Annotated in this window: 20 protein-coding genes; 3 read left to right on the forward strand and 17 right to left on the reverse strand. The window is 67.3% G+C overall.

Annotated elements, in window-relative coordinates; all coding sequences use genetic code 11:
- Positions 1–3: 3 nt before the first annotated feature.
- The 9 genes from bamB to HRUBRA_RS01735 form a co-directional block, all read right to left on the reverse strand.
- Positions 4–1,182 (reverse strand): outer membrane protein assembly factor BamB, encoded by a 1,179-nt coding sequence (gene bamB / locus HRUBRA_RS01695; RefSeq protein WP_035513909.1) that lies wholly within the window; start codon positions 1,180–1,182, stop codon positions 4–6.
- Entirely contained in the window at positions 1,179–1,847 is a 669-nt protein-coding gene (locus HRUBRA_RS01700) for a YfgM family protein (protein ID WP_035513910.1), read from the reverse strand. Before HRUBRA_RS01700 ends, bamB begins: the two co-directional genes overlap by 4 nt.
- Position 1,848: 1 nt before the next feature.
- A complete protein-coding gene (gene hisS, locus HRUBRA_RS01705) occupies positions 1,849–3,123 on the reverse strand; it encodes a histidine--tRNA ligase (RefSeq protein WP_035513911.1) in 1,275 nt (424 codons plus the stop codon).
- A gap of 28 nt (positions 3,124–3,151) precedes the next feature.
- Positions 3,152–4,282 carry a flavodoxin-dependent (E)-4-hydroxy-3-methylbut-2-enyl-diphosphate synthase gene (gene ispG, locus HRUBRA_RS01710; RefSeq protein ID WP_035513913.1) on the reverse strand — a complete coding sequence of 377 codons (1,131 nt, stop codon included), beginning with the start codon at positions 4,280–4,282 and terminating at the stop codon, positions 3,152–3,154.
- 26 nt (positions 4,283–4,308) lie between these two features.
- Positions 4,309–5,085 (reverse strand): type IV pilus biogenesis/stability protein PilW, encoded by a 777-nt coding sequence (gene pilW, locus HRUBRA_RS01715; protein WP_035513914.1) that lies wholly within the window; start codon positions 5,083–5,085, stop codon positions 4,309–4,311.
- On the reverse strand, positions 5,085–6,248 hold the full coding sequence (gene rlmN / locus HRUBRA_RS01720; protein ID WP_035513915.1) for a dual-specificity RNA methyltransferase RlmN: 1,164 nt from the start codon (positions 6,246–6,248) through the stop codon (positions 5,085–5,087). The genes pilW and rlmN overlap by 1 nt, the downstream gene beginning before the upstream one ends.
- A gap of 24 nt (positions 6,249–6,272) precedes the next feature.
- A complete protein-coding gene (ndk, locus tag HRUBRA_RS01725; RefSeq protein WP_035513916.1) occupies positions 6,273–6,701 on the reverse strand; it encodes a nucleoside-diphosphate kinase in 429 nt (142 codons plus the stop codon).
- Between the two features lie 104 nt (positions 6,702–6,805).
- On the reverse strand, positions 6,806–7,969 hold the full coding sequence (locus HRUBRA_RS01730; protein WP_035513918.1) for an IscS subfamily cysteine desulfurase: 1,164 nt from the start codon (positions 7,967–7,969) through the stop codon (positions 6,806–6,808).
- Entirely contained in the window at positions 7,966–8,745 is a 780-nt protein-coding gene (locus HRUBRA_RS01735) for an RNA methyltransferase (protein WP_052094266.1), read from the reverse strand. Before HRUBRA_RS01735 ends, HRUBRA_RS01730 begins: the two co-directional genes overlap by 4 nt.
- A gap of 124 nt (positions 8,746–8,869) precedes the next feature.
- Between HRUBRA_RS01735 and HRUBRA_RS01740 the strand changes: the two genes are divergently transcribed.
- Positions 8,870–9,670 (forward strand): inositol monophosphatase family protein, encoded by an 801-nt coding sequence (locus HRUBRA_RS01740; RefSeq protein WP_035513919.1) that lies wholly within the window; start codon positions 8,870–8,872, stop codon positions 9,668–9,670.
- Between the two features lie 43 nt (positions 9,671–9,713).
- Here HRUBRA_RS01740 and secF read toward each other — a convergent pair whose 3' ends face one another.
- From secF to purL, 3 genes are all read right to left on the reverse strand, one after another.
- Positions 9,714–10,628, reverse strand: a complete 915-nt coding sequence (gene secF / locus HRUBRA_RS01745) for a protein translocase subunit SecF (RefSeq protein WP_035513920.1) — start codon at positions 10,626–10,628, stop codon at positions 9,714–9,716.
- Positions 10,625–12,520, reverse strand: coding sequence for a protein translocase subunit SecD (gene secD, locus HRUBRA_RS01750; protein ID WP_035513921.1), 1,896 nt, complete (start codon positions 12,518–12,520; stop codon positions 10,625–10,627). Before secD ends, secF begins: the two co-directional genes overlap by 4 nt.
- Before the next feature lie 208 nt (positions 12,521–12,728).
- Positions 12,729–16,616, reverse strand: a complete 3,888-nt coding sequence (gene purL / locus HRUBRA_RS01755; RefSeq protein WP_035513923.1) for a phosphoribosylformylglycinamidine synthase — start codon at positions 16,614–16,616, stop codon at positions 12,729–12,731.
- A 65-nt stretch (positions 16,617–16,681) separates the two neighbouring features.
- Between purL and mltF the strand changes: the two genes are divergently transcribed.
- On the forward strand, positions 16,682–18,115 hold the full coding sequence (mltF, locus tag HRUBRA_RS01760; protein WP_035513926.1) for a membrane-bound lytic murein transglycosylase MltF: 1,434 nt from the start codon (positions 16,682–16,684) through the stop codon (positions 18,113–18,115).
- A 34-nt stretch (positions 18,116–18,149) separates the two neighbouring features.
- Here the strand turns inward: mltF and tadA are convergent, their stop codons facing one another.
- Complete coding sequence (tadA, locus tag HRUBRA_RS01765) at positions 18,150–18,605, reverse strand: tRNA adenosine(34) deaminase TadA (protein ID WP_268870524.1); 456 nt, start codon at positions 18,603–18,605, stop codon at positions 18,150–18,152.
- Between the two features lie 90 nt (positions 18,606–18,695).
- On the opposite strand from tadA, the gene HRUBRA_RS01770 reads away from it, so the two are divergent.
- Positions 18,696–19,268 (forward strand): hypothetical protein, encoded by a 573-nt coding sequence (locus HRUBRA_RS01770; RefSeq protein WP_144244346.1) that lies wholly within the window; start codon positions 18,696–18,698, stop codon positions 19,266–19,268.
- Positions 19,269–19,311: 43 nt separating this feature from the next.
- Here HRUBRA_RS01770 and HRUBRA_RS01775 read toward each other — a convergent pair whose 3' ends face one another.
- The 4 genes from HRUBRA_RS01775 to HRUBRA_RS01790 are packed head-to-tail and all read right to left on the reverse strand — an operon-like array spanning position 19,312 to position 24,740.
- On the reverse strand, positions 19,312–20,385 hold the full coding sequence (locus HRUBRA_RS01775; protein ID WP_052094267.1) for a hypothetical protein: 1,074 nt from the start codon (positions 20,383–20,385) through the stop codon (positions 19,312–19,314).
- Positions 20,385–21,749, reverse strand: a complete 1,365-nt coding sequence (locus HRUBRA_RS01780; RefSeq protein WP_407681006.1) for a COG4315 family predicted lipoprotein — start codon at positions 21,747–21,749, stop codon at positions 20,385–20,387. Before HRUBRA_RS01780 ends, HRUBRA_RS01775 begins: the two co-directional genes overlap by 1 nt.
- Positions 21,733–23,067 (reverse strand): DUF1552 domain-containing protein, encoded by a 1,335-nt coding sequence (locus tag HRUBRA_RS01785; protein ID WP_035513932.1) that lies wholly within the window; start codon positions 23,065–23,067, stop codon positions 21,733–21,735. Before HRUBRA_RS01785 ends, HRUBRA_RS01780 begins: the two co-directional genes overlap by 17 nt.
- Positions 23,064–24,740: a DUF1592 domain-containing protein gene (locus HRUBRA_RS01790; RefSeq protein WP_052094269.1), complete on the reverse strand. Its 1,677-nt coding sequence runs from the start codon at positions 24,738–24,740 to the stop codon at positions 23,064–23,066. Before HRUBRA_RS01790 ends, HRUBRA_RS01785 begins: the two co-directional genes overlap by 4 nt.
- Between the last annotated feature and the right edge of the window lie 51 nt (positions 24,741–24,791).

Consider the following 24,791-nt stretch of genomic DNA (forward strand, 5'->3'; position numbering starts at 1 on the left):
GCATCAGTCCCTGGGAGTGATCTCGTAGGCCACGAGCTTGCCGCTGTTGCCGAAGACATAGAGCAGGTTGCCGTCCGCGAGCATGTCTGCACGGGCTCCGTCGCCATCAACACGGGTCCGGCCCACGAACTCGCCGTCGACCTGGGAAAGGATGTGCAGATAACCCTGATAATCGGTAACCGCCAGGTAAGAACTGACCGGCGTCGGCCGGGACAGTTCGCGGAAGGCGAGCGCCGGCTGCTCCCAGCGCATACCCTGGCCGTCACGCAGATAGGCTGTAATCGTGCCGTCGTCATCGGCCACGTAAACATTGCCGAAGCCCTGGGATACCCCGGAAAAAGAAGACACGTTGCGCTGCCATAGCTTGCGGCCACTGCGGAGATCCAGCGCCGTGAGCCGGCCCTGGTAGCTGGCAGCGTAGAGCTCCGAGCCCTGGATGGTCATGGTGCCGTCGATGTCGACGATGCGCTCGATCTCCGAGCGGCCCTGGGCGATGGCTACGCGCGCCTCCCAGGAGACCGCGCCACTGGGCGCATCGAAGGCCAGCACCCGTCCGTTGGCGAAGCCGGCATAGACGGTGCCCTCGCGGAGGATCGGCGTGCTGGTGCCGCGCATGGTCAGCACCGGCACATTACTGTCATAGCTCCAGAGCCGTTCGCCGGTGTCGTGATCCAGACCGTGAAGTTTGCCGTCGTAGGTCTGGGCCACCACTATCTGGCCGTCACCCTGCGGTGGCGCCAGCACCTCACCGCTGACCCGCGCCGACCAGCGCACGCTGCCGTCCTCGGCATCCAGCCGCAGCACTTCACCGTCGGTGCTGCCGAGATACAGGTTACCGTCATAGTAGCCGACACCGCCGGAAAGGCCAGTCTCGACCTTCTCGCGCCAGCGGGTGCGGCCGCCGTCACGCTCGATCGCACGCACCTGGCCATCCACAGAGGCAGCGTAGATCATTGTGCCGGCAATCACCGGCTGCAGCTTGTACAGACCCTTGCCCTGCCCGTCACCGATAGACACGGACCAGCGTCGATCGATATTCACCCGGGTATCGATGCCGACAAGCTCGGCGGGCTTGCGCGGATCCTCGTCGTCGCCCCGATCGAACCAGCCCCCGATCGTACTGCAACCCGCGACCAGGGGCAGCAGCGCAGCAAGCCAGGCAGCGCGCAAGCTGGCACTCATCCCTGCGCTCCCGCCGTCGGCGGCTGCGGGTTCAGGTAATCGAGCTTCTCGGCAAGGCCCGGCAGCGGCCGGGCCGGGTCGGCAAGGGACTGAGCCTCGCGGTAGGCCGCGGAGGCCTCGTCATCACGACCAGCGGCCAGAAGCACGTCTCCCCGGGCCATGGCGTAGGCACCGGCATAAGGATTGGCCCCGTCGGTGACCAGCAGCGCAAGCGCATCCTCCGTATCGCCGCGGGCCGCCAGGAGCCGCCCGAGGCGGAGCTTGGCGACGCGGTGCAGGTCCTCTTTCGGTGACGTCTCGGCGAGCACGGTGCGCAATGCAGCCTCTGCCGCGCCGAGATCACCGTCGGCCACATGCAGCCGCGCCAGGTGCAGTTCCGCAAAGCGGGCGTAGGCCGTGCCGTCATACTCGGTGGCGAGGCGGGTGGCCAGCGCCTCCCCCGCAGCGGCGTCACCGCTCTGCTCCGACGCCCCGAGGGTGTCGAGAAACTGCTGAAACAGCATCGAGGCCGCTTCGGCCTGCGCCTGCTGCCGGGCCTGCCAGCCCTGCCAGCCGGAGCCCACGGCCACGGCGAGAAGGACAGCGACCAGAGTGCTGGTGCCGTTCTCCTTCCACCAGCGCTTGAGCGCCTCGACCTGTTCTTCTTCCGTCCGGTAACTTTCCACGTCAATGTCCTTGCGTCATGGTTTCGGCCAGCGCAGCCGCCAGCTCACCCAGCGGCAGGCGGCGCTGCTCGCCGCCACGGAGCGGCTTCAGCACCACCTCGCCGGCGGCGACCTCGTCGTCGCCCCAGACCAGCGCCAACGGGGCGCCGCTCCTGTCGGCCTTCTTCAACTGGCTTTTGAAGCTGCCGCCGCCCGCGTGCCGGTGGATGCGCGCCGTCGGCAGCGCATCGCGCAGCCGCTCGGTCTCGGCCAGGGCCACGCGCTCGGCGGCATCGCCGACGGCGACCACGTACAGGTCCGGTGCCGTAACCGCCGGCGCCACGCCGAGAGCCTCACGCAGGAGCACCAGCCGCTCAAGGCCCATGGCGAAACCGATGCCCGGCGTCGCCTTGCCGCCGAGCTGGGCCACCAGACCGTCATAGCGGCCGCCGGCACAGACCGTGCCCTGGGCGCCGAGGGCCCCGGTGACCCATTCGAAGACCGTCTTGTTGTAGTAGTCGAGACCGCGCACGAGTCGCGGATTGTGCACGAAAGCAATGCCCGCTGCATCCAGCAGGGAGCAGAGGCGCTCGAAATCCGCCGCTGCCTCCGCGTCCAGGTAGTCAGCCAGGGCCGGAGCGCCATCGAGCACCGCCTGGGTGCCGGCGTCCTTGCTGTCGAGAATGCGCAGCGGGTTGCTCTCAAGGCGCCGCTGACTGTCGGCGTCGAGAGCGTCGCGGTGCTGCGCGAGGTAGCTGACCAGCGCCTCCCGGTAGCGGGCCCGGGCCTCCGGGGCACCAATGGAGTTCAGCTCAAGGCGCACAGCGTCGTCGATACCCAGCTGACGCCAGAGCCGCGCGGAGAGCGCAATCAGCTCGGCGTCGATATCGGGCGCGGCGTAGCCAAAGGCCTCAGCGCCGATCTGGTGAAACTGGCGCTGGCGCCCCTTTTGTGGGCGCTCGTAGCGGAACATGGGGCCGCCATACCAGAGCCGGCAGGGGCTCGCGAGGAGGTTCTGCTGGATCGCCGCGCGCACGCACCCCGCGGTGCCCTCAGGCCGCAGCGACAGGCTGTCGCCGTGGCGATCCTCGAAGCTGTACATTTCCTTTTCGACGATGTCCGTGACTTCGCCGATGGAACGCCTGAACAGGTCCGTCTGCTCCACGAGGGGCAGGCGCACCTCGCCATAACCATAGCTGGCAAGGAGCCGGGCAGCGGTCTCTTCGACCTCCCGCCACCGCAAAGCCTCATCGGGCAGGATGTCGTTCATCCCGCGGATCGCGCGAATGGGATTCATAGCTTGTCCTGCGTCGTGCCGGCGGGTTTCACCCGGTGCTCTTGAGGATGACCGCCTCTTCCTGTCGCGCACGCTCCGCCTCAAGGCTGGCCGCGCGCTCGCGGATAACCTGCTCGAGGTGGTCGATGAAGTCGGTGTTGCTGACCTTGTGGTCAGGCTCGCCGCCGACGTAGATAAGGTTGCTCGGGGACGCGCCTGTGAGACCGACATCGGCCTCCCGGGCCTCGCCAGGACCATTGACGATGCAACCGATGACCGCCACGTCCATCGGCGTGCGGATGTCTTCAAGGCGCTGCTCAAGGCTGTTCATGGTGCCGATGACATCAAAGTTCTGCCGCGAGCAGCTCGGACAGGCAATGAAGTTGATGCCGTTGGCGCGCAGCTTGAGGCTCTTGAGGATCTCGAAACCGACCTTGATCTCCTCCACGGGATCCGCGGCAAGGGAGATGCGGATCGTATCGCCGATACCCTCGTAGAGCAGCATGCCGAGACCCACGGCGGACTTCACAGTGCCACCGCGCAGGCCGCCGGCCTCGGTAATGCCAAGGTGCAGGGGCTGCTCGATCTGCTTTGCCAGCAGCCGGTAAGCGTCTACGGCCATGAAGACCTCCGAGGCCTTAACGCTGACCTTGAAGTCCTGATAATCGTGCTTGTCGAGGATATCCACGTGATGCAGGGCCGATTCCACCAGCGCCTCCGCCGTGGGCTCGCCGTATTTGCGCTGCAGATCCTTACCGAGGGAGCCGGCGTTGACGCCAATACGAATGGGAATACCTTTATCTCGGGCGCAGGCGATCACCTCGCGCACCTTGTCGTCACGGCCGATGTTGCCCGGATTGATACGCAGGCAGTCAACGCCGTACTCGGCCACCTTGAGGGCAATGCGGTGGTCGAAGTGGATATCGGCCACCAGGGGAACGTCGACCTGGGCGCGAATGGCCCTGAAGGCCTCTGCGGCCTCCATGCTCGGCACGGACACACGGACGATGTCGCCGCCGGCGTCGGCGATCGCCTGCACCTGCGCCACCGTGGCGGCGACATCGCAGGTCTCTGTGTTGGTCATGCTCTGCACGCTGATCGGCGCATCACCACCGACGGCAACTTTACCGACGTGGATCTGGCGGCTCTTGCGACGCTGGATCGGGGAACTGTGGCTCATGACTATGCCTCGACTGCTAGCTGCCTTCAGGGTGCGCCCGCTTCGGCCTGCTGGCGCTGCCAGGCGGCGTACTCCGGCGAATCCGGATAGAGGTTGCGCAGCGCCAGGGCGTAGCTGCCCTCGGCGTCGCGGTTGCCCGTGGCCGCGGCCAGGCGGATACCGAGCCACAGGCCGCGCGCACTCTGCCGGCGTACCGCCGCCCGGTAACCAGTATAGTAGTCACCGGCGCGTACGTAATCCCCCGCGTCGAAGCGCAGTTCCGCCAGCTCCAGGAGCGCGATGCGGTTGCTGCGGTCCATGGACAGAGCCCGCACGAAGGCCTCCTCGGCAAGTACCGGCTTATCGAGGGCCTTGCGACACAGGCCGAGGTTGACGAAGGCCTGAGGTCTGGCTTCGTAGAGCGAATCCTTGATCACACGCTCCAGCTGCTCTTCGGCCTCGGCAAAGCGCTCCTCACCGAACAGGAACGCCGCATAATTGTTTCTCGCCCGGGAAAAATCACGATCCAGGCTGATGGCCTTGCGGAAGTTTTCTTCGGCGAGCTCCCATTCCCCGGTGCTCTGGTAGACCAGGGCGAAGGCCTCGTAGATCTCCGGTTCGCGGTCGTTCAGGTTCACGGCGATCTTGAGATTTCGCTTGGCGTCCTCCCAGTTGCCCTGGCCGATATAGGAGCGCGCCAGCTCGACGCGCTGGCGCATGGCCTCGTCCGGCGCCGGCGGGTTGGTATACACGGTCTCCCGCTCCGTGATGCAGCCGGCGAGCAGCAGCCCGAGAACGATGGCAGCCCCGGCGCGCAGGGCCATCAGAGGGCGTTACCGATTGCCGCGGAGCGACGGTAACGCTCATTGCGTCGCGTGCGGTCCTCCACCTGCCCGACCAGCTGCCCGCAGGCGGCGTCGATGTCGTCGCCCCGGGTGGTGCGCACTGTCACCCGCAGCCCCGCATCCACCAGCACCTTCCAGAAGCGCGAGACGGCATTGCCGCTCGGACGCTCGAAGCCGCTGTTGGGGAAAGGGTTGAAGGGGATCAGGTTCACCTTGCAGGGGTAGTCCGCAAGGAGCGCCACCAGTTCCCGGGCGTGCTCCGGCTGGTCGTTCACACCCGCAAGCAGCGTGTACTCGATGGTCACCACGCGCTTCGTATCGCTCTGCGCGTCGATGTAGCGCCTCGCGCTGGCCAGCAGCTCCGCCACCGGGTACCGCTTGTTAATGGGCACGATACGGCTGCGCAGCGCATCGTTCGGCGCGTGCAGGGAGATCGCCAGGCTGGCCTCTGTGTAGCGATGCAACTCGTCGAGGGCCGGTAGCACCCCGGAGGTACTCAAGGTAACCCGGCGCTTGGAGATGCCGTAACCGAAGTCGTCCATCATCAGGTTCATGGCGGCGACGACGTTATCGAAATTGAGTAGCGGTTCGCCCATGCCCATGAATACAACGTTGGTGACCACGCGATCCTTACCGGCCTTGAAGGCCTTGTAGGAGTCGATGGCCAGCCAGAGCTGGCCGACGATTTCCGCAGCCGTGAGGTTACGCTGAAAACCCTGCTTGCCCGTGGAGCAGAACTTGCAATCGAGGCTGCAGCCTACCTGCGAGGAGACGCAGAGCGTGGCCCGATCGCCATCGGGGATGAGCACGGTCTCCACCAGCGCACCACCGTCCACGCGCACCAGCCACTTACGGGTGCCGTCGGTGGAGTCGCTCTGGCTGGCCACCTCCGGCGGGCGCACTTCAGCAATGGCCGCGAGCCTGTCGCGCAGGGCCTTTGACAGGTTGGTCATCGCTGCAAAGTCGGTCACGCCCTCGTGGTGCATCCACTTGAGCAGCTGCTGAGCGCGGAAGGCCTTCTCGCCGATCTCCTCGAACCAGGACGCCAGCCACGGACGCGGCATGCCGAGGAGGTTGACCTTCCCGGCGCTCCCGGTCTGGCCACGCTCCTGGCTGGCACTGCTGACGATGACGGCGTCCACTGGCCTTCTCCGCTTCCCGCCTGCCTAGTCCCGCGGGCAGAGTTCGCTGGCGGCAAAGAAGTAGGCGATCTCGCGCTCCGCCGAGGCCGGGGAATCGGAGCCGTGCACCGCATTGGCGTCGATGGACTCGGCAAAATCGGCACGGATCGTGCCCGCCTCTGCTTCCTGAGGGTTGGTAGCACCCATAAGCTCGCGATTCTTGGCGATAGCGCCCTCACCCTCGAGGACCTGGACGACCACCGGACCAGAGGTCATGAAAGCTACAAGGTCGTTGTAGAAAGGACGCTCCTTGTGCTCGGCGTAGAAACCACCGGCCACCGCTTCCGACAGGCGCAGCATCTTCGCCGCGACGATCGTCAGGCCGGCGTCTTCGAAACGGCTGTAGATCCTGCCGATCACGTTTTTGCCGACGGCATCGGGCTTGACGATGGAAAGGGTGCGTTCAACGGCCATCAGGGTTCTCCAGCTGAAAGAATGGTCAGGGGGGCGTGGACCCACAGCGGCCCCGCCCGGGGGCGCACATTATACGCTGCCTGCGGCGCGGTTTCAGCCATCTTTCAATGACTTATTGCCGCCGCCGGGCGGAGCCGCTGAACGCTGACCGCCACCTGCGCAACGGCCTGTTCGATCTCCTCGGCGGTGGTGAAGCGGCCGAGGCCGAAGCGGAGAGAGCTGTGCGCCAGCGCGTCGGGCAGGCCGAGGGCGCGCAGTACGTAAGAGGGCTCCACGCTGGCGGAGGTACAGGCAGACCCCGTGGAAAGGGCAAGGTCCTTGAGCGCCAGGAGCAGCGTCTCGCCCTCCACTCCGCCGACGGCGACATTGAGGGCACCGGGCAGGCGGGCCGTGCCGTGCCCGTTCACGGTGACGTCGCCGATGGCTTCGAGTCCCTCGCGCAGCCGCTCGCGCAGAGCCGTCAGGCGCTGCGCCTCGGCGCCCAGCTCGTCCCGGGCCAGGGCTGCAGCGGTACCCATGCCCACGAGCTGGTGCGTAGCCAGGGTACCGGCGCGGAGGCCTCGCTCGTGACCACCCCCATGCATCTGCGGCACCAGCGACAGCTGCGCCCGGCGGCGGACGTAGAGGGCGCCCACGCCCTTGGGACCGTAAAACTTGTGCGCCGACAGGGAGAGGAGATCCACGGGCAACTCGCTCACGTTCAGGGGCAGCTTGCCGGCGCTCTGCGCGGCGTCCACGTGGAAGGTTACCCCCGCCTCCCGGGCGATAGCGCCGATGGCGGCGATATCATTGACCGTACCGATCTCATTGTTGGCATGCATGATGCTGACGAGCCGGGTGTCATCGCGCAGCGCTGCGGCCACCGACGCCGGGGCGATGAGCCCGTCTGCCTCCGGGGCGAGATAGGTTACCGCGACGCCGCGGCCCTCGAGGTAGCGGCAGGTGTCGAGCACAGCCTTGTGCTCGATGGCCGAAGTAACGATGTGCCCGCGCTCGCCGGCGGCACGCAGCACGCCCTTGATGGCGAGGTTATCCGCCTCGGTGGCGCCGGACGTCCAGACAAGCTCCCGGGGGTCTGCGCCGATGAGCTCGGCGACGTCCCGGCGGGCGTTCTCCACGCACATCTCTGCTTCCCAGCCGTAGCGGTGGGAGCGCGAGGCCGGGTTACCGAAGGTGCCGTCCAGGGTGAGACAAGCGGCCATGGCCTCGGCAACGCGCGGGTCGACAGGAGTGGTCGCCAGGTAGTCGAGGTAGATCGGGCGTTTCAAGGCTCGCTCCCGGTACGCGGCTTTTCGAAAACGGGGCCGCCGGCACGCTCCACCTGCTCGAGGGTGGCCGTGAGCATGCCGCGGAGGATATTCAGCTCCATCTCGTCGAGGCGCACGCGGCCGAAGAGCCTGCGCAGCCGGGGCATGAGCTGCCGTGGCGCCGCCGGGTTAAGAAAGCCGATGGCCGAGAGGGTCTCCTCTAAATGGGCGTAGAAGCGCTCCATGTTGTCCTGGGTGCTGAAGGGCGTGTCCCACTCAGCGGTCTCTGCCGCCGGCAAGGCGCCCCCGATCGCCAGCATGCGCAGCTCGTAGCAGACAATCTGCACTGCCATAGCGAGGTTCAGGGATGTATAGGCCTCATCCGAGGGTATATGCAGGTGCAGATTACAGCGGTTGAGCTCCTCATTGCTGAGCCCCCGGTCCTCGCGGCCGAAGAGCACGGCGACCCGCTGGCCCGTGTCCGTGGCGGCGGCCATGCGCACCGCGCAGCGCCGCGGATCCTGCACGGGCCAGGGAATGCGCCGGCCACGGGCACTGGTTCCGACCACGAACTGTGCGGCGTCAATCGCGCTGTCGAGGTCGGGAACGATCCGCGCCGTCTCCAGCAGGTCCGCCGCGTGGGTAGCGCGGGAGGTGGCCACCTCGTCAGGAAACTGCCGCGGCGCCACCAGGGTCAGGCGGGACAGGCCCATGTTCTTCATCGCCCGCGCTACGGCGCCGATATTGCCCGGATGCGACGTATTCACGAGGACGATGTCGATGAGCTCGGGCCGCACGGGGCCTCCGTTGATAAGAAGTGACTGGCCGGCAGTTTACCAGAGCCCCACCACCCTCTGTTATACTCCGCGCCCACAGGTCGCGCGGGCTGCCGCCGGCCGGGTACCTGGCACCGGAAAAAACATGGAACCGATGATCAATATCGCCCTGCGCGCTGCGCGCAGGGCCGGCGAGCACATCGTGCGCGCCTCCGACGACCTGGACCGCCTGCAGGTGCGCATCAAGGATGCCAACGACTTTGTGTCCGAGGTTGACGAGCGCGCCGAGGACATCATCGTCGAGCAGCTGAAGCGGGCCTACCCGGGCCACGCTTTCCGCGGCGAGGAGTCGGGCCTGACCGGTGATCCGGCTGCGGACTATCAGTGGGTCATCGACCCCCTTGATGGCACCACGAATTTCCTCCGGGGCATCCCTCACTATGCGGTCTCCATCGCCTGTCTCTACCGGGGCAAGGTGGAACACGCCGTGGTCCTGGACCCGGTGCGCAGGGAGGAATTTACCGCCTCCCGCGGCCGCGGCGCCCAGCTCAACGGCCGACGCGTGCGCGTGAGCAAGCGCGAGAACCTCGACGGTGCCCTGCTCGGCACGGGCATTCCCTTCCGGGGCCACTGCGACCAGCACCTGGCAGACTATTCAAAGACCCTCGCGGTGCTCGCCGCGAAGTGTGCCGGCATCCGCCGCGCCGGCGCCGCTTCCCTGGACCTCGCCTACGTCGCCGCCGGGCGTCTGGATGCGTTCTGGGAGATCGGCCTGGCGCGCTGGGACATGGCCGCCGGCAGCCTGCTGGTGCGCGAGGCCGGTGGGCTGGTGGCAGACCTGGACGGCACCGAGAACTACTTCGAGAGCGGCAACATCGCCTGCGGTAACCCGAAGTGCTTCAAGGCCGTGTTGCAGGCAGCACGACCTCTGGCCGGCGCCCGCTAGTCACCCAGCGCGGGCCGCCCTGCGCCAGAGGCGCCGCCAGACGTCAGGGCGCCGGATCGTCCAGCTCCGCACCCTCCTTCACCGGGATCATGAGGTCTTCCTTGCTCACGCCCAGGAGGAGGAGCGTCGTCGCCGACACGTAGATTGACGAGTAGGTACCGATGAACACGCCGACAATAAGGGCGACAGCGAAGCCGTGGATCATTTCGCCGCCGAAAAAGGCCAGCGACGCGAGCACAAGCAGGGTCGTGAGCGACGTGACGAGGGTGCGCCCGAGGGTCTCAGAAAGTGACTGGTTGATCACCTCCACCGGGTCGGCCCGCCGGAGCTTGCGGAAGTTCTCGCGGATCCGATCAGCGACCACAATGGTATCGTTCAGCGAGTAGCCGATCACGGCCAGCAGCGCCGCCAGCACCGTGAGGTCGAACTCAAGGCCAAGCACGGAGAAGAACCCCAGGGTGATAAGCACGTCATGCACCAGGGCAGCGACGGCCCCGACGGCGAACTTGAGCTGAAAACGAAAGCCGATGTAGAGCATGACCAGGCCCAGAGCCAGGAGCATGGCTAACCCGCCCTGCTCGCGCAGCTCCTCACCCACCTGCGGGCCGATGAATTCTGTACGGCGCAGCTCCACGGCGGTATCCGATGCTTCCTCCAGCACCGTCAGGACCGCGTTGCCATCCGAGTCCGTGAAGCCCGAAGGCAGGCGGATGAGCACATCCCGGTCCGTACCGAAGCTCACCACCGTCGCGCCCTCGTAGCCGCTGTTATCCAGCGTACTGCGGATCGCATCGAGATCGGCGCTGTCGCCGTAATGCACCTCAACCAGGGTGCCGCCGGTAAAATCGAGACCCCACTCGAGCTGGCGCACGGCCAGGGAGCCGATCGAGACCACCAGCAGTGCCGCCGAAAAGACCACCGCCACCAGACGCCAGCCCATGAAGTTGAACACCTTCATGCTACGTCCCCCTGCACGATGTCCTTGCCGATGGCGAGGTGGCGCAAGCGCCGCCCCCCGTAGATGAGATTGACCAGCGAGCGCGTGCCCATGATCGCCGTGAACATCGAGGTCAGGATGCCGATGGACAGGGTCACCGCAAAGCCCTTGATCGGGCCCGTACCCACGGCGTAGAGAATCACCGCCACAATGAGCGTGGTTATGTTGGCGTCGAGGATTGTAGAGACGGCGCGCTCAAAACCCGTGTGGATAGCCATCTGTGGCGCCCTGCCCTCGCGCAGCTCCTCGCGTATACGGGCGAAGATAAGCACGTTCGCATCCACCGCCATGCCCACCGTAAGCACAATACCGGCAATCCCCGGGAGCGTAAGCGTCGCACCGATCAGAGACATAAAGGCAAGCAGCAGCACCAGGTTAGCCGACAGCGCGACCACGGCGCAAAGGCCGAAGATCCGGTAATAGAGCACCATGAACACAACCACCAGCGCCAGACCCACCTGCACCGACTTCACGCCGAGGCGGATGTTCTCGGCGCCGAGGGACGGGCCCACGGTGCGCTCTTCAACAAAGGTAATGGGCGCCGCCAGAGCGCCGGCCCGAAGCATCAGCGCGAGCTCCGAAGCCTCCATGGGGCTATCGAGGCCGGTAATCTGGAACTGGGCGCCGAGGGCTTGCTGGATCACCGGCGCGGTAAGCAGTTTCCTTTCGTCGTAGGGCACCTTCACCGGCACCTCGGTACCATCAGCCTGCTCTTCATAGCGGGTGCGGTACTTGCGCTCGATGAACAGCACGCCCATGCGCCGCTTGACGTTGTTGCGGGTGGCCCGGTTCATGAGCGTGCCGCCTTCACTGTCGAGGCTGATCTGCACATTGGGCTGGCCATTCTGGTCGAAGCTCGCCTGGGCACCCGACACACGCTCGCCGGTGATAATGATGTCGCGCTCAAGCCACTCGTAGGCGCCGGAGCGCTCCTCACTGCGGTACTCAAAGCGCTGCTTCTCCACCGCCGGCGCATCGGGGGCGGCGACAAGGCGGAACTCCAGATTGGCTACCTTGCCGAGGATCCGCTTGGCTTCCGCCGTGTCCTGGATACCAGGCAACTCGACCACGATACGGTTGCGGCCCTGGCGCTGCACCAGCGGCTCGGACACACCGAGTTCATTGACGCGGTTGCGCAGGGTCGTGAGGTTCTGGCTGACGGCGTAATCGATAATCTCGTCGACGGTAATATCGGTCATATCGGCATTGAGGCGCCAGCTATCGGCCTCATCAACGCGATCGAGGAGCAGTTCCGGGTGCTTGTCCACGACCAGGGCGCGGGCTGCCTCCCGGTCCGCCTCGCTACGAAAGGCCAGAGCCACGCGCCGGTCACCCTCGACGGTCACACGACCACGGATGCGCTCCTCGCGAAGGACGCGACGGATGGCGCTGTAGTAATACTCCATGCGGCGCTCCACGGCGGCCTGCACGTCCACTTCCAGCTTGAAATGCACGCCGCCGGAGAGATCCAGGCCGAGCTTCATGGGCTGGGCGCCCACGGCCAGCAGCCAGTCGGGTGTCGTGGGCGCCAGGTTGAGAGCGATAATGAAACCATCGCCAAGAGCCCGGGCGACGCGCGCCTGCGCTCGCAGCTGCGCGTCGCGGTCGCGCAGACGGATCAGAGCGTTGCGGCCATTGGCATCGATCTCCTCACCGAAGTGGTCGATACCCGCCTCTTCCAGCGCCGCGGTAGCCCGGCGCAGCGTGGCCTCGTCGATGACCTGAGCACTGCTCTCCCCGGTAAGCTGCAGCGCCGGGTCCGGCGTGTAGAGGTTCGGCGCAGCGTAGAGCAGGCCGAGGCACACGACGCCCAGCACCAGCAGGTATTTCCACAGGGGATATTTATTCAGCATCGTCGGGCCCGGTTCGCGGGCGCGGGGATCGCGCCCGGCGGAAAAAAGGCGCCATTATAGAGCACGGCGCCGCAGTCACAAGGGCCCCGGTGCGCACCACTGCGGGAAGGCCCGCCCTGCGGGCGGCGCGTCACCACGCCGACAGGCCACAGCGGTCGCCCCGAATCGGTCATGGCGGGGACGGCGCTCCCGCGGGGAGGGGTTGCAGCTACCCGAGCCAGGCGCGGGCGTTACGGAACAGGCGCAGCCAGGGACCGTCGTCACCCCAGGCGGGCGGCGCCCAGGAAAAATTGACGCCGCGGAGCACCCGCTCCGGGTGCGGCATCATGATAGTGGCACGGCCATCGGCGCTGGTCAGCCCCGTGATTCCGGCCGGCGAACCGTTCGGGTTCGCCGGATAGCGCTCGGCCACGGCGCCATGGTTCTCCAGGTAGCGCAGGGCGATGAGCCCGCCCCTTTCGCAGGCCTCACGGTCCGCCTCGGTGGCAAAGGCGGCCCGGCCCTCACCGTGAGCGACGGCTACGGGCAGCTGCGAGCCTGCCATGCCTGCGAGGAACAGTGATGGCGAATCCTCCACCCGCACCAGCGACAGGCGGGCTTCAAACTGCTCGCTGCGGTTGCGCAGAAAACGCGGCCAGTGCGCGGCGCCGGGAATGAGCTCGCGCAGCGTGGACAACATCTGGCAGCCGTTGCAGACGCCGAGGGTGAAACTATCGCTGCGGGCAAAAAAGGCCGCGAAGGCCTCCCGCAACGCATGGTTGTAGCGGATCGCCTTGGCCCAGCCCTCACCGGCCCCGAGCACGTCGCCGTAGGAGAAGCCGCCACAGGCCACGAGGCCGTCGAAGCCGGCAAGGCTCCGGCGACCGGCCGTGAGGTCGCTCATATGCACGTCTACGGCCGCAAAACCGGCCCGGTGGAAGGCCGCGGCCATCTCCACCTGACCATTGACACCCTGCTCCCGGAGTATCGCCACCCGGGGCCGCCGCCCGGTCGCGACAAAGGGAGCAGCCACATCTTCTGCCGGGTCGAAGCTGAGTTCGGCCTGAAGGCCCGGGTCGTCAGCGGTGATGCGTGCGAACTCCTCGTCGGCACACTCAGGGTTGTCCCGCAGCCGCTGCAGTGCGTGGCTGGTCGCGGCCCAGAGCGCCTGGAGGCGCGAGCGCCGGTCGTGGAGGAGCCGTTCGCCGGCCACCGCCACGGTAATCGCATCGCCAGGTTCCGCGCGGCCGATCGCAGCAAGGCAGTCGCCGATACCGAGAGCCTCCGCCCGCTCACGCCAGGCCGGGACCGCCTGACGCGGCACCTGCAGCACGGCGCCGGCTTCTTCACAGAACAGTGCAGCCAAGGCGGAGGGTGCCGCCGGCAGATCCACAGCCAGGCCGCAGCGGCCGGCAAAGGCCATTTCCAGCAGGGTGGTGATGACACCACCGTCGGAACGATCGTGGTAGGCAAAGAGGTCGCCGCGGGCCAGGCCCCACTGCACGAGAGCGAAGAGGCCCGCGAGGTCTCCAGGGCGGTCGACATCCGCCGGGGTATGGCCGAGGCTGCCGTAAACCTGGCAGAGGGCAGAACCACCGAGCCTCCCGGCGCCGCGGCCGAGATCGAGGAGCAGCAGCTCCGCGTCGGCTGTCGGGTCCAGCTGCGGCGTAGCCACCCGGTGCACATCCGTGACCGGAGCAAAGGCGGACACAATGAGCGAAACCGGCGCGGTGACCGCCCGCGCTTCGCCGCCCTCTTCCCAGGCCGTGCGCATGGACATGGAGTCCTTGCCCACCGGGATAGTGAGGCCCAACGCCGGGCAGAAGGTCATGCCCACCGCCCGCACCGTATCGAAAAGCACAGCGTCCTCGTGGCCCACGCCGGCAGCGCACATCCAGTTCGCCGAGAGCTTGATGTCGGCCAGCGCTGCGATCGGTGCGGCACAGATATTGGTGATCGCCTCGGCCACAGCCATCCGTCCCGACGCCGGGCCATCGAGGAGCGCGAGCGGCGTGCGCTCGCCCATGGCCATCGCCTCGCCGCGGGCGCCGTCGAAGGTCACCGCGGTCACCGCGCAATCCGCTACGGGCACCTGCCAGGGGCCGACGAGCTGGTCGCGACAGACGAGGCCGGTGACGCTGCGGTCACCGATGGTAATCAGAAACTGCTTGCTTGCGACCGCGGGCAACTGCAGCACACGCTCAAGGGCCTCGGTCGGGGACGCCTCCGGCAGCGGTCCCGGCGAACGTACCGGTGGGCGGACGGTCTCCCGGTGCATACCCGGGGGCTTGCCAAACAGCAGGCTCATGGGCAGGTCCACGGGAGCATCGCCGAGCAGCGGATCCGCGACGGTGAGGTGCTTAGCTTCCGTCGCCTCGCCCACCACCGCAAAGGGGCAGCGCTCACGCTCGCAGATAGCGGCGAAGCGCTCGAGGTCGTCGCTGGCAACGGCGAGCACATAGCGTTCCTGGCTTTCATTGCACCAAAGCTCGAGGGGCGACATGCCGGGCTCGTCCGAGGGCACCGCGCGCAGATCGAAGGCGCCGCCCCGGCCGCCGTCCTTGACCAGCTCCGGGAGCGCATTCGAGAGCCCCCCGGCACCCACGTCGTGGATAAAGGCGATGGGATTGGCGTCACCGAGCTGCCAGCAGCGGTCGATGACCTCCTGGCAGCGTCGCTCCATTTCCGGGTTCTGGCGCTGCACGGACGCGAAGTCGAGGGATTCCTGACCGACGCCGGAAGCCATGGAGGACGCCGCGCCGCCGCCCAGGCCAATGAGCATGGCCGGCCCGCCAAGCACCACCAGCCTTGCGCCCGGCTCGAAAGCGCCCTTCTCCACGTGCTCCGGGGCGATATTGCCATAGCCGCCGGCGATCATGATCGGCTTGTGGTACCCGCGCACCTCGCCGTCCACGGTGAGCTCGAAGCTGCGGAAGTAGCCGCAGAGATTCGGCCGGCCGAACTCGTTGTTGAAGGCAGCACCGCCGATGGGGCCCTCGAGCATAATGTCCAGCGCCGAGGCGATGCGCCCGGGCCGGCCGTAGCCGGCCTCCCACGGCTGTGGCAGCGTCGGCAGCTCGAGGTTGGAGACCGTAAAGCCGGTGAGTCCCGCCTTCGGCTTAGAACCGCGGCCCACGGCACCCTCGTCGCGGATTTCTCCGCCGGCACCGGTGCCCGCCCCGGGGAACGGCGCAATCGCCGTGGGATGATTATGCGTTTCGACCTTCATGAGCAGGTGAATAGCCTGCTCATGAGCGGCGTACTCGCCCGTTTCCGCCACCGGGTAGAAACGGCCGCCGCGACTGCCCACAACCACCGCGGCATTGTCTGCATAGGCTGAGAGCACATTGTCGCCGCCCTGTCGGTAGGTATTGCGGATCATGTCGAAGAGCGAGTGCGGCTGATCTTCCCCATCGACAGTCCAGCTGGCGTTAAAGATCTTGTGCCGGCAGTGTTCGCTGTTGGCCTGGGCGAACATCATCAGCTCGACGTCACTGGGATTGCGGCCGAGCTCGCGGAAGCTCTCGAGCAGGTAGTCAATCTCGTCCTCGGCAAGGGCGAGACCCAGGCTGTGATCGGCGGCTTCGAGGGCGGCGCGACCGCCAGCAAGTACATCCACCCGTGCCATGGACCGGGGCGTCGCCTCCGCGAACAGAGACGCCGCCGCCGCAGGGTCCTCGAGGAGCGTTTCCGTCATGCGGTCGAAGAGCAGCGCGCGGGCAGCCCTGGTCTGCGCTACCGACAGCCCGGAGGGCAGCACCAGCGTGTAGGCCACCCCACGCTCTACCCGCTGCAGGGTCGCGAGCCCGCAGTGGTGGGCAATGTCTGTGGCTTTGCTCGCCCAGGGCGAGATGGTCCCGGGCCGTGGCACCGCCAGCAGCCGTGTCTCCCCCGGAGCGAGCGCGAGCTCCCCGCCGGCATCCGCTGCGACCCCGCCATAGGCCAGCAGACTGTCCAGCACACCGCGCTGGTCGTCCGCCAGCGCGCCCTTCAGCCTGGCGAAGTGGACATAGCGCGCGCCGGAGAGGCGAATGCCGGGATCCACGGCCTCGAGGCGCCCGGCGAGCTTGGCGAGACGGAAAGCGGACAGGGCCGGCGGGCCGGGCAGGATCAGCATGGGGCGCGGGGCTCCCGGGGTTCAAGAACGGGCACGTAGTTTACCGGTGCGTTTACACTAGGGCCATGCTCAAGCTTCTGGCCCTCATCGCTGTCGTCGTCCTCGGTGCCTTCACCGGCGGTTGTGGCAGCCCCGCGGACAACCTCGAGACAATCCGCGAACGCGGCGAGCTGCGCTTCGTCACCCGCAATGGGCCCACCACCTACTACCGCGAGCGCGGCGAGCCCGCGGGCTTCGAATACGACCTCGCCCGGCGCTTCGCCCAGGAGCTGGGGGTAAGCCTGCGGATAATTCCCGTGTTCAGCCTCGAAGGTCTGTTCGCCGCCCTGCGCCGGGGCGAGGCGGATATTGCCGGGGCCGGGCTCACCTTGACCGCAGAGCGCGCAGCGGCGTTCCCCGTCTCCGCGGCCTACCACGAACAGCGGCCGCAGCTGATTTACCGCACCGGCACACCGCGGCCGCGGCGCCTGGAAGACCTTGAGGGCCGGGAAGTGCTGGTGCTCGCCGGGTCTAGCCACGGCGAGCTCCTCGCAGCGCGCCAGGGCGCCGACCTGCCCGGGCTGACCGTGCGCGCCGTCGCCGGCGCCGACCCACTGGATCTGCTGCGTCAGGTGGACCGGGGAAGCGCCGATGCGGCTATCGTGGATTCCGTGGAGTTTGCCATTCAGCGCCACCTGCTGCCGCAGCTCGCCGTTGCCTTCGACCTCGCCGCGGAGCGCGACATGGTGTGGTACCTCACGCCGGGGGGCGACAGCGACGCGCTCCGGGAGCGGCTGGCGGAGTTCTTCCAGCGCCTTGAGCGCGGCGGCACGCTCGCGGCGCTGCGCGAAGCGCACCTCGGCCAGGTAGATGTCCTGACGCGAGCTGGTTCGCAGACTTTCATCGCCAACATCCGCAGCAAACTCCCGGCCTACCGGACGGCGATTGAACAAGTAGCCCGGGAACATCAGCTGGACTGGGCGCTGCTGGCAGCCATCGCTTACCAGGAGTCACACTGGGACCCGGAAGCAGTCTCGCCGACAGGTGTGCGTGGCATGATGATGCTGACTCGCGCAACGGCCCGCGACCTCGGCGTACCGGACCGGCGCGACCCGCTGCAGAGCCTGCGCGGCGGTGCGCGCTATTTCAAAGAGCTGCGCCGGCGCCTTCCGGGCGATATCGCCGAGCCCGACCGCACCTGGCTGGCGCTCGCCGCCTACAATATCGGCCTCGGCCACCTGGAGGATGCCCGCGTGCTCACGGAGCGCGCCGGCGGCGACCCGCACCACTGGCAGGATGTCATGACCCACCTGCCCAAGCTGGAACAGCGCGCCTATTACACGACCGTGCGCCACGGCTACGCCCGGGGGCGGGAGGCCGTACGCTACGTGCAGAACATCCGCCATTACCACAGTGTGCTGCAGTGGCGCTTCATCGCCGAGAACCGGCCCGCTCCGCCGCTTGACGTAGAACCGCTGCTGCCGGAGCAGCTGCGCGGCCGGGCGCTGCGGGCGCTCTAGCCTGCCGGTGTCCGGAGCCCCCGGACTCAGAACGCTAGCGCCGCGCCCGGAAGAAGCGGCGCAGAAGCTCACCGCTCTCCTCGGCAAACGGTCCCTGGCGCCAGCCCACGCGGTGGTTGTAGTGCGCGGCGTCCAGAAGTCGGGCAGTGCTGCAGACAGCGCCCGCCCGGGGCTCGAGGGCGGCGAAGACCAGCTCCGCCACCCGCGCGTGAACAAGGGCACCGACGCACATCGTGCAGGGCTCCAGGGTGACGTACAGCACGGTGCCCGGCAGCCGGTAGTTACCCTCGCAATGGCCTGCGGCCCTCAGCGCATTCACCTCGGCATGGGCAGTGGGGTCCCGGCTGCCGATAACGCTGTTGGCCCCCTCGCCCAGAATCTCGCCACCCCGTACCAGAACCGCTCCGATAGGGACTTCCCCGGCAGCAGCGGCAGCCTCAGCGAGACAAAGCGCCACGCCCATGAATTCCCTGTCTGTCGTAACGGCCACCGTCCGCGCTCCCGCTCGCCCGCTCAGCTACTAGTGTCGCACGACCGCTGCAGGGCGTGGCAGCCATCGGCCCTCCTGCGGTACGATCCCGTGACTATGAGAGTTTTTCCTGCGCTGCTTGGCGCTCTGCTGTTCTACAGTGTGTTGCCGGCTCACGCCGAGCCGACCATCAACGAGTACAACGCGTACCTGAAGAAAGGACCCTGGACAGCGCTGTACCGACGCTCGGAGGGGACCTGGCACGCACAGCTCACAAGGAAGGCGGGCGCCTTTACCCTCGGTTACCGCCAGGCCGATCTGCGCCTCGCCCGGGAACACCGCGGCAGCATTGAGCAGGCTCTGATGAAGCGCGGGAACGTCAGCCTGGCACACCGCCTTGAGTATCGCTCCTTCGACCGCTCAAGGCTCGACGACCACTGGCGTTACCGGCTCATCGTCGACTACCGACACCCGGTGACGGACAAGGTTGTGGCCTGGGTCCGCCTGCAGCCGCGCCTGGCTCATTTCGGTGGCCGCCGCCTCTTCGACGCGAGAGATCAGGTTGGCCTCGAATTCCAGTTCGGTTCCCTGCGCCTGTCGCCCTTCTACGAACGCTATGCGCTAAGACGATGGGACCGCCACGGCGGCAACGTGATCGGTTTGCACGCGACCATCGAGCTTTAGCACCCTGAAAAAGCGCTTGGCCATCGGATGGCCGGGCGCCTGATCACCTGCCCGACACCGGAAAAGCACTGCCGCCAGGGTCGTCGCGCCCGTCGTCGGCTTCGTCAACGATATGTACACGGGTCATGCGCACGTCCAGCGCTGTGGAGATGGCGGTGTGTTCACCGGTCTCCGGATCCGGGTAGGCATCGGCAAGGCGGCGCAGGGCCTTGTAGAGCGAGATGGCGGAAATCTGGCCATTGGCGAGGTGGTGCGTGGAATCATTACGGATAAGCTGGTAGTAAAAGGTGTCAACATCGGCGTAGCCGGCAAGCAGACCTTCGGCACCGTCCTGCCCCAGGCGAAGCTCGAAGCGCGCACCGCGGATGCGTTGAACCGAGGGCACCTGCAGGTTCTGCCAGGGGATCACCAGTCCATCGATAGGCTCGGTGATGAGGACCCCGTCTTCGATGCGCCCGCGCGTGTGCCGGATCAGCGATTCGCCCCAGCGCCGGTCCACGCGCTGCGTGCCGCCCGGCATGATTGCCTCGCCGGTGGCGTCCGTGAGCAGCTCGTCGCGGCCACGGTAGACGGTCACCGTGATGCTGTCGTCGTTCTCGAGGCTGTCCACTCCCGTGAGGTTGATCATCATGCGATTGTAGGCCTCGTCCTTGATGGCCTTACTTTGAAAGATATACTCCACGCCGTCCGGCCCGCGAAAGCCGATAATGCAGCCGACGGCGCGATAGATCTCGTTATCGATGCCGGGGGAACCGTCCGGATGCCGGAAGTCGTTCGGACCGGACTCGCCGTCGAGGTCCAGACCATAGGCGTAGGTGCTCTCGATCTCATGGAACGCGAAGTCGTGTGGCGCCCCGGAGGGGTGCCAGGTTGCGGCTTCCATGGCAAGGCGTGTTTCCTCGACGCTCAGCTTCTCTGGCGCCGGGAAGCGCGCGGCGAACTGCTCTCGCGGTCCGTCATTGAAGCCCTGCGGGCACTCCTCGGCACCATCGGTCTGGTACACAGACCAGAACAGATCGGTGAACACATAGCCGATGGTATTGCCAGGCGGCGCCTCCGCCGCGGCGCGGGCCGCGACGAGGCACAGCGCGGCACCAAGAGCCACGACAGCCCGCATCACAGGATCCCCTGCATGTAATCATCCCTCAACCAGAAGGCGCGCAGACCGTTGCGCATGCCACGCCACTCACCGATGCCGCCACCATGGACGTCACCCGGCTGCTTATCGCGCTCAAACGTGTAGACCGGACGGTCACGATAGGCCCACACCCGCAGGGCGCCGGGATCGTCCTCGGCAGCGAAGCGACCGCTCAGCGGGTCGATGGCAACAATGGTCCACGTGCGGTTGGGGCTTTCCTCCCCGGCCGCGGCACGCACGTAGGGCCAATGCGCCAGGCAGCGCTGCGGGTCGCCCGCACCACAGATGGCAAGGCGGTAGACCTGCGTGTCATCGGAGTGATCGCAGGCGAGCTGGTCTTGCGAGTCGTCGGCGCACTGATAGACATAGATAGTCCGCCCCGCGCTGTCGGCGAGGACATTCCCCGCCAGGGTCGATTGCACCGTGAAGCTCGCCGGGACCGCCGGCGCCGGCTGCAGAAACACGTTGCTCCAGCCCGGCACGTCGCTGCCCTGCCGGGACCAGGAGTGACGGTCGAGGCGGTGCGTGTACAGAGGCTTGCCGCGGAAAACCCACTGGCGCACGCCCGGAGACCGCTCCAGCAGGCTCCAGTCGCCCTGCGCTGCCGCCAGGGCCGGCGCCGTTGCCGGCGCCCAGCGCTGCAGGCAGTCACCGCGGCAGGCAGTGCTGTCCGCGGTGTCTTCGGCAAAGGCATAGAGCGCGTCGTTGCTCGCGGTGGTGAGCATCCGGCCAACGCTCGTGGCCTTGACGGCAAAGCCCGGCGGCAGTGCCGGCGGAGGTCCCACGGGCACGCGGTAGGCCGGGTCATCGCGCCGGTAGCGGCGCCGGGTACCACCGAGCACGTCGCCGGGGCGCCGGTCGCGCACGGACGTGTAGAGCGGTTGTTCCTGGTAGGCCCACTGCCGGCTGCCGTCCCGGCGCTCGAGCACGCTCCAGTCACCGACAGGTTCTGCCTGCTCTGACGCGAGCACTGGCGGCCACAACGCAGTGCACGCGGGACGCCGGTCGCGCTCCGGAAGGGGAATGCCCGCCGGATAGGGACTCATGAGTCCGGCGGTCACCGTGGTCGGCTCTCCGTAGCAGCCGGGAATACCCGGGGCCTCGCCGCTATAGCCATTGCGCAGCACATGCTGGGGCCACTCGTAGAGCGTGCGTCCCTCGGCATCGGCGAACACCGGTCCCTCGAGTTCGTTGACAATGACCTGGAAACCCGGCGGCAGCGGCACCTCGCGCCAGTCCCCGGCGGAGGCAGGCCCGGCGACGCTCATCGCCGCAGCGAACCCGGCAAGGAGAAACAGAAAGGCCCGGTATCCGGCGGCACCGCGCTCAGACAAGGATCTCACCGATCTCGCTGGCGGTGGTGTTGCTCTTGGTACCCCAGCTATCAATGTCCACACCCATGAGCCGCTGGGCAGTCAGGCCGAGGCGGCAGCCCGGGGTGCCGCCGCCGTCGAGGTGCAGGCCGGTGCGCACGCGGCCCCCGGCACTGCCGGCACTGAACATGGGGATGCCCTCGATCGCGTGAATCTTGGCGTAAGACTGGTCCGTGGTGGCGTAGACAAAGGTATTGTCAAGGAGCGTGCCGTCACCCTCGCGGAAGCTGGCCATAGCCTCGACGAACCAGGCCCACTCCTCCATGGCCCGGCGGGTGAACCAGGACGTGTTCGGCTGGTAGCCCAGGGCCGGGTCCACGGCCTCCTCGTGCGTCGCCGTGTGGTGGGGCTTGTCATAGCCGGGGCGGGTCGTGGCGGAAAAGGCCGACGCGTAGAACATGTTGAAGACCCGTGTCTGGTCGCAGGCCACGGCCATGAGCATGAGCTCACCGAGCATCCGGTGGCGGCGGGATACAAGGTCCGCATCGAGGCCGGCGGGAAGCTGCGGCGGCGGGTCGACAACGACGCAGGCCTCCCGGGGCTCCGGCCGGGTCAACTGCAGGTCGAAGCGGCGCTCCAGGTCCCGAAGGCCGGTGAAGTACTGGTCGAGACGCGCGCGGTCCTCGGCACCGAGGTTCTTCTCAAGGGCCTTCGCATCCTCGCGCACCGCAGAGAGCACACTCTTGCGCACCATGACCTTCGGGTCCGGCGTGAAGCTGCCGGCATTCGGGTCCTGGAAGCCGGCGCCGAAAAGGCGCTCATAGAAGCGCAGGGGAGACCACTCGGGGGCATTCACAGAGTTGCCGCCCTCATAGCTGAAGCTGTCGCGGACGTCGCCGGTAGCGGTGGCGCTCAGGCTGCGGAAACGCGTGGCGTTGCCGAGCTTGCGGGCGATCGTTACGTCGAGGGTCTCGCCTGGGCGGTTCTCGCGGCTCATGGGTGCAGTGCCGGAGCGCAGCACCACCCAGCCTGAGTGATGGCAGAGGTTCGGCGCATCGTCCCGGAAGACGTGGAAATTGGTGTAGAGATTAATGTGCTGCTGTACCGGGGCGAGCGCAGCGATCTCCTCCGGGAGATCGAAACCGCGGCCGGTGCGCTTCGGCACGAACACGGGCTCGCTCATGCCCAGCCCCCAGGACCAGGTCCCGAAGCGCTGCGGCACAGGCATGCCGCTGGCCAGGGCCGAGCCGTTCTCGTTGAGGAAGCAGTTAAGGAGCGGCAGACCCACAGTCACCGCGCCGCCGTTCAATACGCCGCGCAGAAAGCGCCGCCGTGTGACCTTGCTCATCGGGTAACCCCCGTATCCCTGAGTGCCAGTTGGGCCTCGCTGATCCGTGCCGGCGCTGTCGGCCCTGGCCCGTGATCGAGCTTAACAGCTTCCTCGGCCGGCCGGACGGTACGGAAAGCAGGGCTGGTCGCCAGCGCCTCAAAGAGGCCGCGCAGGCGATAGCCCTCGGCGGCAAAGCGGTCCTCGAGCCAGGCCAGGGTGTTGCGGTCGTGCACCGGCGAGGCCGGTCCGCCGGTGCCCCAGGCATAGACCCGGTTCACTAGGCAGCCGGGGAGCTTCGGGTGGTTGCGCAAGGCCCGGGCCAACCCCTCGACGCCGTCGTAAAGCGCGCCGTCGAGCTCTCCCGCCGTGTCGATTTCCGCGCCGTTCTCCGTGGCGCGGTACTGGCCGGCGCCGTCGAAGTGCTCGAGGGCAAGGCCCATGGGATCAGTGACCAGGTGGCAGCCCGCACAGGCCGGGTTGCTGTTGTGGGCATCGAGACGCTCCCGGGCCGTCTTCGCGTGCTCGTTCTCCTCCAGGGTCGAAAAATCGACGTTCGGGGGCGGGTCCGGGACCACCTGGCAGAGGAACTCCTCGCGCAGGGCCTTGCCACGCTGTGTCGGCGAGGAGCGCACGGCGTGGGAGTGCGCGGCAAGGTAGCTCACCTGCGTCAGAAGGCCAATACGCGGGCTGTCCTCGCTGAATTCATGGGGCGTCCAGCCGGGCTCCACCGGCAGCCCGTAGACCACAGCCAGCGCCGGCGACAAAAAGGTGCGGCGCGTGGTGAACAGGTCCCGATAGTCGAGGTCGCGCACGAGCACATGATCAACGATGGTACGCAGGGTCTGCTCCCGGGCCTGCGCCAGCGTCGCGCCCGTCACCCGCGGGTAGACCATAGGATCCTTGGCGAGACTGTCGAAGGCATCAAAGGCGAGCATATCGTCAAAGAAGGCGCGCGTGCCGGCCTCCAGGCGGCTACTCGCGAGCATGCGTTCCACAGCGAGCCGGAGGCCCTCCTCGCTGTGCAATTCGCCGCTGGCTGCAGCTGCCAGGAGGGCATCGTCCGGCGGGCCGTTCCAGAGAAAGAAGCTCAAGCGCGAAGCCAGCGCATAGCCGTCGAGGCGTCGGGCCCCCGGTCGCTCCGGATCCGGCTCGCTGCGGTCCGCGATGAAAAGGAATTCCGGGCTGATAAGGACAGCCTCAAGGGCAAGCGCAAGGCCCGTGTAAAAGTCGTCGGTCTGTGCCGCCGCGCGCCCGGCGCCGTCGACAAGCGCGGCCAGCCGCTCATCCGCCAGGGGCCGGCGCTGCAGCAGCCGGCCGGCCTCGCGCAGAAAGCGCTCGGCGCAGACCGCGTCGGCAGCGTTTGCATCTGCCGGACGACAGGGGAGCAGGAAATCGCGGTGCGCAGGGTCCACCACCTTGGCCGCGACCGCCGCTGCCGAGCGCTGGATCTGCGAGAGCTGGTCCGAGGTGAGACCCACCTCCGCTGCGCCGTTGGCGCGCAGGCCCGCCGTACGCGACAGCGGCGGCATGGGCGAGAGCACGCTGTCGGCGATATCGTCGCCGAAGACCGCAGCAATGCTGTTGCGATACTGATCTGCTGTGAGCAACCGCGCGCGCTGTGCCGACGGGTCCTCGGGCACCGGGGACTCGCTGCCGCCGTTGCAGCCCACAAGCAGCGCGGTAAAAAGCACTAGCGCGCTCTTCAGCTGCGCGCCTGCGCGGTGGCTGTGTTGCCCTGCCCT

Origin of the sequence: Pseudohaliea rubra DSM 19751, from assembly GCF_000764025.1 — a bacterium.
In the GTDB taxonomy this organism is placed as follows: domain Bacteria; phylum Pseudomonadota; class Gammaproteobacteria; order Pseudomonadales; family Halieaceae; genus Pseudohaliea; species Pseudohaliea rubra.

Excerpts from the sequence above, each read along its gene's own strand:
- hisS (WP_035513911.1), bottom strand. The coding sequence starts at position 3,123 with ATGAATCCCATTCGCGCGATCCGCGGGATGAACGACATCCTGCCCGAT.
- HRUBRA_RS01775 (WP_052094267.1), bottom strand. The coding sequence starts at position 20,385 with ATGCGGGCTGTCGTGGCTCTTGGTGCCGCGCTGTGCCTCGTCGCGGCC.
- mltF (WP_035513926.1), top strand. The coding sequence starts at position 16,682 with ATGCTCAAGCTTCTGGCCCTCATCGCTGTCGTCGTCCTCGGTGCCTTC.
- secF (WP_035513920.1), bottom strand. The coding sequence starts at position 10,628 with ATGAAGGTGTTCAACTTCATGGGCTGGCGTCTGGTGGCGGTGGTCTTT.
- HRUBRA_RS01740 (WP_035513919.1), top strand. The coding sequence starts at position 8,870 with ATGGAACCGATGATCAATATCGCCCTGCGCGCTGCGCGCAGGGCCGGC.
- purL (WP_035513923.1), bottom strand. The coding sequence starts at position 16,616 with ATGCTGATCCTGCCCGGCCCGCCGGCCCTGTCCGCTTTCCGTCTCGCC.
- bamB (WP_035513909.1), bottom strand. The coding sequence starts at position 1,182 with ATGAGTGCCAGCTTGCGCGCTGCCTGGCTTGCTGCGCTGCTGCCCCTG.
- HRUBRA_RS01785 (WP_035513932.1), bottom strand. The coding sequence starts at position 23,067 with ATGAGCAAGGTCACACGGCGGCGCTTTCTGCGCGGCGTATTGAACGGC.
- secD (WP_035513921.1), bottom strand. The coding sequence starts at position 12,520 with ATGCTGAATAAATATCCCCTGTGGAAATACCTGCTGGTGCTGGGCGTC.
- pilW (WP_035513914.1), bottom strand. The coding sequence starts at position 5,085 with ATGGCCCTGCGCGCCGGGGCTGCCATCGTTCTCGGGCTGCTGCTCGCC.
- ispG (WP_035513913.1), bottom strand. The coding sequence starts at position 4,282 with ATGAGCCACAGTTCCCCGATCCAGCGTCGCAAGAGCCGCCAGATCCAC.
- ndk (WP_035513916.1), bottom strand. The coding sequence starts at position 6,701 with ATGGCCGTTGAACGCACCCTTTCCATCGTCAAGCCCGATGCCGTCGGC.